At 44.0% G+C, this 7,758-nt stretch carries 7 protein-coding genes and 1 pseudogene; 4 read left to right on the top strand and 4 right to left on the bottom strand.

Annotation, left to right across the window (positions count from 1 at the left end):
- Both A2517_RS04960 and A2517_RS04955 read left to right on the top strand, forming a co-directional pair.
- Positions 1 to 194: pseudogene (locus A2517_RS04960) on the top strand (lipopolysaccharide heptosyltransferase I); the annotation flags it as partial.
- Entirely contained in the window at positions 191 to 1,072 is an 882-nt protein-coding gene (locus A2517_RS04955) for a lipid A biosynthesis lauroyl acyltransferase (protein WP_294894734.1), read from the top strand. The pseudogene A2517_RS04960 and the gene A2517_RS04955, both read left to right, overlap by 4 nt.
- Positions 1,073 to 1,074: 2 nt before the next feature.
- Here the strand turns inward: A2517_RS04955 and A2517_RS04950 are convergent, their stop codons facing one another.
- The 4 genes from A2517_RS04950 to ovoA all read right to left on the bottom strand — a co-directional run bounded on the left by A2517_RS04950 (position 1,075) and on the right by ovoA (position 4,935).
- Positions 1,075 to 1,761 (bottom strand): dUTP diphosphatase, encoded by a 687-nt coding sequence (locus A2517_RS04950; protein WP_294894733.1) that lies wholly within the window; start codon positions 1,759 to 1,761, stop codon positions 1,075 to 1,077.
- Between the two features lie 193 nt (positions 1,762 to 1,954).
- Positions 1,955 to 2,368 (bottom strand): pyridoxamine 5'-phosphate oxidase family protein, encoded by a 414-nt coding sequence (locus A2517_RS04945; protein ID WP_294894731.1) that lies wholly within the window; start codon positions 2,366 to 2,368, stop codon positions 1,955 to 1,957.
- Positions 2,361 to 3,524, bottom strand: coding sequence for a pyridoxal phosphate-dependent aminotransferase (locus tag A2517_RS04940; protein WP_294894729.1), 1,164 nt, complete (start codon positions 3,522 to 3,524; stop codon positions 2,361 to 2,363). Before A2517_RS04940 ends, A2517_RS04945 begins: the two co-directional genes overlap by 8 nt.
- Positions 3,517 to 4,935: a 5-histidylcysteine sulfoxide synthase gene (ovoA, locus tag A2517_RS04935; protein ID WP_294894727.1), complete on the bottom strand. Its 1,419-nt coding sequence runs from the start codon at positions 4,933 to 4,935 to the stop codon at positions 3,517 to 3,519. Before ovoA ends, A2517_RS04940 begins: the two co-directional genes overlap by 8 nt.
- A gap of 184 nt (positions 4,936 to 5,119) precedes the next feature.
- On the opposite strand from ovoA, the gene A2517_RS04930 reads away from it, so the two are divergent.
- Both A2517_RS04930 and A2517_RS04925 read left to right on the top strand, forming a co-directional pair.
- Positions 5,120 to 7,012, top strand: a complete 1,893-nt coding sequence (locus tag A2517_RS04930) for a methyl-accepting chemotaxis protein (protein WP_294894725.1) — start codon at positions 5,120 to 5,122, stop codon at positions 7,010 to 7,012.
- Positions 7,013 to 7,102: 90 nt separating this feature from the next.
- Positions 7,103 to 7,758, top strand: a 656-nt coding sequence (locus A2517_RS04925) for a hypothetical protein (RefSeq protein ID WP_294894723.1), incomplete at its 3' end; no start/stop codon positions are given.

Here is a 7,758-nt window from a genome sequence, read left to right as displayed (position 1 = left end):
GGTGGGCGATGAACCGCCCTTCCATCACCCTTTTCGGCCCCACGAATGAGCGGATGATTTTCCCAACCGTTAGCAATCTTGGAATAAAATCCCCCTCATCCGTCAATATTTTAAAAATTAACCGAAACGATTTTTCAATTCGGGAGATTGACCCTTCCGTGATACTTCAAAAAGCCAAGGAACTTTTAGTATGATTTTATTTCGCCTCTTTTTAATTCTGGACGCTTTTTTAATGTCACTCCCTTACCCTTGGCGCAAAGGGCTCTTTACGTCACTCGCTGCATTAGCACATAAAATCGCGTCACAACGTAACCGTATCATTCAACAAAATCTCTCTTTTGCTTTTAAAAATGAACTCTCTCACGATGAAAAGAGAGAAATTGAAAGCTATTGCTATCGCAATTTAGCCCTCAATCTCCTCCAGACAATGGAAAACAGACGAAATTCGGCAGAAAATATCGCCAAGCAGGTAACGTTTAAAAATCGTGAAAAAGTGGATGCTATTTTGGCTCAAGGGAGCGGGATTGTTTTTGTCTCCGCCCATTTTGGGAACTGGGAACTCGGAGGAGCAGCCCTCTCCTCCCTCATTACCCCTATTGCATCCATCTATAAAGGGTTTAACCGTAGCGAATTCGACTCCTATTTATTGGAAGCGAGATCCAATCATCGAATGGTACTGGCCGAAAAAAAAGGTGCTCTTAAACATATGGCGAAAACCCTCAAAAACAACGGATCGGTTTTAATCATGATTGATCAAGGGAGCAATGCACGATATGGGGTAACAGCCGATTTTTTCGGTTATCCGGCTTATCACTCCTCTACCGCAGCGCAGTTGTCCGGTAAATTTAATGTTCCGATTGTGGGTGTCTACATTACAAGCGAAGATGAAAAAAATTACACCGTTGCCTTTGAAGATCCTATCGATGTGGAGGGGGTAAACGAAGAGGCGATTGTAGCAGCCACTGAAAAACAGATCGATGCACTGGAGCGTCTCATTCGAGCGCATCCGAAACTCTGGTTTTGGTGCCACAAACGGTGGAAGGGCGAATACAAAGAGATATATTCTGCCTAACTTTACGCCGGATAAGCGGCTTTAAGTGCGTCGTACAACTCTTCAGGGGTCATATCGGGATTGGTTTCCCAAGCGCGTTTCATCACAACATTATCTTCCAAACCGTTCCAAAGCTTAATGTAGCTTCCCTCTTTGTAGCCGTGATCTTGGCGAAACTGATTGAGGATATTTTTACCGACATACAAACGGTAAAGTTCCGTCGTATTTAACGCTCCCAAATAGGCCAGTTCAAAAAACTCCTCGATCAAGGCACCGACCATCTCCGCAGAGACAGGGATAAGGGAAAGACGCATAACGTTTTCAATTTTAGTCATTAAAAGCGGGTCACTGCCGAATTCAAGAGATGTCGCCGTATTTAATCGTTGATATTCAGGAGTCTTTGACATCCGTTCCGCCAACTCTCCAATGCTTTCCGCTCCATTGTTATGAGTAAACTCTAAAAGTAAACTCATCACAAAATGCCACACATCGACAATCTCGATTTGAAGATTGGCATAATCGGTCGGCTGTGCAATACTTTTCCAGTGTTTCCATCCGAACGAATCGATCATCTCGGCCGATTCCATAGTGATACAACGACGCCAATTGATCGATTTTCCCTCTTTCGTTAACCCTTTTTCCCAACCTAACCCGTTGGTTGCATCATTTAGTTTCTGTTGCAGTTCTACCATACAGAGCAATTTATTCATATCTATCCTTTTTAATCTGTGAAATTATACGGTAATATTCCTCTAATGGAAAAAATAAATTGTCATAAATGCACCTACTATTTTGTCACATGGGAAGCCCATCAGCCTCACGGATGCAAAGCATACGGATTTAAAGCAAAAATGATCCCATCCATGGTCGTTCAAAGTTCCAGTGGGGCACCTTGTTCTTACTTTACTCCGAAAAAGAGCGTTTCCAAGTAACCTTTTTCCCAAATCCCAAGGTGTTATCGGTCATTTTGACCTCATCGAGCCGTATTTCCCACAATGTCGGGTTCATAATCCGTGCATAGGGAAATGCTTTGAAATATAGGTCATACCCTTTTGTTTCCGCTTGTGCCATCACTCCGCTAAACTGTATCCCCTGTATTTTCCCGACCGTTTTGGTCTCCAATGCCACCGTCCCTGCAATATAAGGATTTTGCAAAATATTGTTCATATGCTCCGTCGTCTCATCGGAAGCAACGATAAACGATATAGTTTCTGGATCATACGCGTAAAACATCGAACAGCACCATAACCGCTCCCCTATTGTTGCCAGTGAGAGGAGATGATGCTCACCAATAAAGCGCTCAATTTTTTCAATCATTTAAAGCCTTGTCCAACCGATCCAACGCATCGCTAAGGACTGATGTCGGTACTGCAAAATTGAGCCGCATAAACCCACTCCCCTCTTTACCGAAACTAAGTCCGGGGCTCAATCCCAATCCGGCTTTCGAAACAAAAAACTCTCGCAACTCCCGATCTCCTAATCCAAGCGCACTGCAATCCAGCCATGCCAAATAGGTCGCTTCAGGAGGTCGGAACTGAATAACAGGGTGTTCTGCCACCCACGCTTCGATGAGACTGGCATTGACCCTTAGATGTTCTAATAGTTTTTGATGCCATTCTCCCCCCTCACGATAAGCGGTTTCAAATGCCACATGAGACAACACCGCACCCTCTCCGAAATGGATGCGGTGAGCCTCTTCTTCATACCGTTTTCGCATGATTTCATCAGCAATGCACACACTCGAGATCGAAAATCCCGCCATGTTAAAGGTTTTCCCTGGCCCAATCAACGTGAGTGTATTGTTTAAAAGCGCCTCAGAGAGTGACGCGATAGGGATATGGGTGTGCAGTGCAAAGACAAGATCCGAATGGATCTCATCACTGATAATCCGAATCCCGTACTTTAGACATAATTCCCCCAACGCTAAAAGCTCATCACGGCTCCATACGCGTCCGATCGGGTTATGTGGCGAGCAGAGTAATAACAGTTTGGTTTTCGGTGTGATGTGAGCACATAGGCGCTCGATATCGAAGCGATATATCCCCTCTTTATCTTGTTTCAGCGGATGGAGAATAAGTTGACGATTGTTATCTTTTACCATGCTATAAAACGGAGGATAGACGGGATCCATCACGATCACCTCATCTCCCTCTTCACTGAATGCACGGATGGCACATCCGATCGACGCTACCACCGAGGGGGAGTAGCTGAGCCATTGTCGCTCCATTTCAAATCCGTGATGCTCCCTCACCCACCCTATCTGTGCGGCGTAAGCACTATCGGTCATAATCTCATATCCGAGAATCGGATGGCGCAACCGCTCCTGTACTGCATGAATCACACATTCGGGAGTCGCAATATCCATATCAGCTACCCACATAGGAATAACCGCTTCGGTATGAAACAGTTTTTGCCGAAGGGTGTATTTTTCGGCATTTGTCGCACTGCGGTCAATAAACCGGAACTCATCCATACCGTTGTTTCCATTTCGCAAACATCTGCTCGATACGCTCATATTTGAGTGTTTCGTTTTCACCCTCGCCGATGACGTATCGGAATCCGGCATGCTGGATAAAATGGCGACGGAACGCATAGCGTGAGGGGTAGAGGATCTCATTACCGGTCGAAATCCACGATCCCCCTTTGATAAGGTTATGCTTACCGTCAAACGTCGGCTCTGAAAAATCGGCATACCACGGATGGGTCACAAATCCCTCATACGCGTCCATTTGGGTTTGTGTCCATTGCCATACGTTTCCTGCCACATCGTACACCTCGCCATGGGCGAAGGTATCGACGGGAACCGAAGAGGCATAGTGGGCGAGATTAATATTGGCGCGAGAATCGTCAAATATCTCCTCACTCATACCGCCCTCTTGTGCCATCACAGACCATTCCGCTTCGGTAGGGAGACGATAGGTCTCCCCTTCTTGAGCACTCTTCCAGCGACAAAAGGCTTCCGCTTCGAGAGCATTAACCTCTACCGGCCAGTTATAAGGCATCGGTATCTCTTGAGCTAATGCACGATACCGATAACTCCCATCACTCTGAAGTACCCAAAACGGCGGGCATGTCGCCTTTCGAATTTTGAGAAATTTCAACCCCTCTTCATCCCACCACCTGCTAACTCCATACCCGTTTGCGGCAACAAAATCCATAAATTCGCCATTGCTTACCAAATATTTGGAAGCTTGAAACGGCTCTACAAAATAGGTGGCACTTCCGTATTCATTGTCCCAGCCATACAACCCGTGATCGTTGTCGCCTTTACCAAGTTCAATCTCAGAGGCATTAAAATCGACCATACTGTTTTCAGGAGCATCCCCGTGAACAGGACACATCGGAAAATCTGCGTGAGGACGGATAAATTCAAGGGGCATCTGACGATGAAGGACACTGGAGGTCTCAATATGTATCCGTTCATGCTCGATTCCCATCCATATCGCCCAAAACGGATCTTCTTTGGTGATGGGGAGCTTCATCGGCATCGACATAATCAGCTCATCCACAAGGTGACAAACTTTTTGTCGATACTCACGCACCTCATCAACGCTAGGCCATCTCAGAGTATCACTCTGCGCATCCCACGTCATCTCATCGACTCCGACGGCAAATAGCTCTTCAAAATGGGGGTTGATTCGCTCTTTTAACACACCGGAAGCGACAAGTTTATTAATGTAAAAGATCGCCGTATGTCCGAAATAAAAAATCATCGGATGGCGCGTCGGTTCGGATTGTCGATAAAAAACCTCATCGGACTTCAACAGTTCAAAAAGGGACTCAAACAGATCAAAGCTCTGATGGAAATAAGCGCTTAGTTCTTCACGTTTGAGTGTTGTATCTTCTCCATCCAAATGTACCGTTTTTATCTGTTTTGCTAACACTGTTTTACCCTTGTTTCCATTCTTTAAAGTATTTTATCCTATTTCCAACTACCCTAGTGCTAAATATCAACCCTACCGTTTAACTCAAGATTCTAATAGAGAACCAAAAAATAGTATTATAATATTATCACATTAGCACACCCGCTAAAATAGGTATATATTTGCTTCTCATAAAGGTTTTTCAATGTTTCATCATCTCAGTATCAGACAGCGGATGCGCTATCTTGTTATCGCCGCAACTTTTTCGGTTGTCGGTGCCTCTATTTTCGTTTTCTTTGCCCTCAGCAGTATTGAATCCCAATACGAAACGCTCCAAAAAAATTCAACGCATGGTGCCTTGCTCGCTCTAGAGATTGAAAAAGATCTCAATTATGTCAGCCGTACCAGCCGAGATATTATGCTGGGGGGAAATTACGAGAAAAATATGGGGAAACTTAAGGAGCATATCGAAAAAATTAATACCGCTTTTGCCAAGTTGGAAGAAACTTCAACCGATCAAGAGTCAAAAACATTGATTGATCATGCGAAAAAAAGTACAACTCAATTTCTAGACAACTCTTACGCTATGATGAAATCTTTGGATGCCGATACGATAACATCAAACAGCATCGACATCTACGCCCAATACAAAAAAGAGTTAACTCCGTATGCTGATGCTTCACGCGATGACTTTCTACAAGTTATCAAAATCAAACAAACGGCATTAGAAACCGCCTCTAGCGAGTTACATAACGAAATCACTTTCTATAAACTCTTTGTCCTCATTTGCGGCATTACGGTAGCCATCGTTATTTTTGCGTTTGCATCCCTTATCCAATCCTCGATTATCACAGCACTAGAGAGTTTCACCCGCGTGATTAAAAAAGTGGCCGAAGGTAATTTTTCCGATACCCATATCGACGCCAGTCCCGGAACGGAACTGGGAATAATGGCCGATGCGCTCCAGCAGCTTCTTGAGCAGATTGAAAACTTTATCTCTCAGATCAACACCTCGATCACCAATGCCACCCTCGGTGATTTTTCTCGTCCGATCATGGATACCGGAATGCACGGAGCTTTTGTGGATGCGATAGGACGAGTGAGAGAAAGTATTGAAGTTATGAAAGATCAGGAGTTAAAAAAACGGCGTGATGCTATGAATGCCCAGTTAAGCCACCTGAATGTCCAAGTGACTGAGAGTCTCGGCGTTATCCAGCATGATTTGCACAATAACATTCAAAACCTCAAAGAAGTGACCTCAGCCACCAAAGATGCTGCCACCCTTGCCGACAACAGCCGACAAACGATCGGTGAAATCATTTCAGAACTCAATACGTTAACGGAAAAAGTGAGTAACAACAACGATGCTATTTCCCATATTTCAACCCGTGCCGCCGAAATCACCTCCATTATCGAGTTCATCACCGATATCGCCGATCAAACCAATCTCTTAGCTCTAAATGCCGCTATCGAAGCAGCGCGGGCAGGAGAACATGGACGCGGGTTTGCCGTGGTTGCCGATGAAGTGCGTAAACTTGCCGAACGAACCCATAAAGCGACCGGAGAGATCTCCGTTTCGATCAACTCATTGCAACAGGATATGAGCGAGATTCAAACCAGTGCGGAAGAGATGAACACCGTGGTAGACACCTCCAGTGCAAAAATCAATAATTTTGAGCACACCCTGATTAAACTCAATGAAAGTTCATCGCGCATCGTTGATTCTTCCTATAAAATGGAGAACAACGTCTTCGTCGTATTGGCAAAAATCGAACATATTCTCTATAAATCTCGTGCCTACAACACTATTATGACCTGCGAACAACAACTCGAAACGATGGATACCCACGAGTGCCATATGGGACAATGGTATGACAACGAGGGGAAACGCCGATTTGGAAATACCCGCAGTTATCCGCAACTAAAAGCTCCGCATGAAACAGTCCACCAAAAAGCAAATGAAAATTTGAAATTTGTTCATGCACACCAAGACCAATGTATCGATCATGCAGAGAAAATTATTGAAAATTTCCAAGAAATGGAAAAAGCATCGCACGAATTATTTGAACTAATGGATACGATGTTATCGGAAGCATAACAAATAAAAACATCTACATACTTTTATTTAAGTCTAATATGACCTGTAATTGGTTATTATTATTTTTAATTTTAATAAATGGATCTACAGGTGACAATAAAGCAACAGCTCAGTTATGGAATCGGTACAGTCATTTTCCTAGTAGCACTCAATGCACTCATAGGAACAGTTAATAGTAACAGTATCAGTACTTTAGTAGAGGAAACCTCCACTGAATCAGTACCGTATGCGTTTAAAGCGGCTGATGCAAAATACCAATCATGCCAAATGCAACAATTTTTGACCGATGCGGCATTAACCCAAGAAGAGGGATCGGTTGAAGAAGCCAACAAAGCACATACCGCTTTTTTAGAAGATATGGATTCGTTTGAAAAAATGTTCAAAGAAGAACATAATACCCAAGCGTTATCCAGTGTAGAAGCTATCAAAAAAGATGCTGCCGCTTTGCTCGAAGCGGGTAAAGAGATGAAGAGCGCCTATGGACGCAGTATTTCCGAGGGAAATGATGCAATGGGGCAATTCGATCAAATGACCGGGAAATTAGCAGAAAATATCGATAAGCTAAAAGCGACTCAAATCAAAGAGGCCTCCGATAACTTAACCATTACGATGGATAAATCCAATTTTTCTGCAACGACAACATTCTTCTTAGGGGTGTTTTCAACCCTCATCGGATTGATTGTAGCCTATTTAACAACCTCTACCATCAGCCGCGCCGTTAAAACATTGAATGAAAACGTCCATAC

Source organism: Sulfuricurvum sp. RIFOXYD12_FULL_44_77, from assembly GCF_001830725.1.
Taxonomy (GTDB): domain Bacteria; phylum Campylobacterota; class Campylobacteria; order Campylobacterales; family Sulfurimonadaceae; genus Sulfuricurvum; species Sulfuricurvum kujiense_A.
The sequence above is the reverse complement of the archived record's forward strand: the minus strand, read 5'-3'. Positions and strand labels throughout refer to the sequence as shown.

What these genes read in the sequence shown, in the direction of transcription:
- A2517_RS04940 (WP_294894729.1), bottom strand. Translation starts at nt 3,524, where the DNA reads ATGGATGAGTTCCGGTTTATTGACCGCAGTGCGACAAATGCCGAAAAA.
- A2517_RS04950 (WP_294894733.1), bottom strand. Translation starts at nt 1,761, where the DNA reads ATGAATAAATTGCTCTGTATGGTAGAACTGCAACAGAAACTAAATGAT.
- A2517_RS04930 (WP_294894725.1), top strand. Translation starts at nt 5,120, where the DNA reads ATGTTTCATCATCTCAGTATCAGACAGCGGATGCGCTATCTTGTTATC.
- A2517_RS04955 (WP_294894734.1), top strand. Translation starts at nt 191, where the DNA reads ATGATTTTATTTCGCCTCTTTTTAATTCTGGACGCTTTTTTAATGTCA.
- A2517_RS04945 (WP_294894731.1), bottom strand. Translation starts at nt 2,368, where the DNA reads ATGATTGAAAAAATTGAGCGCTTTATTGGTGAGCATCATCTCCTCTCA.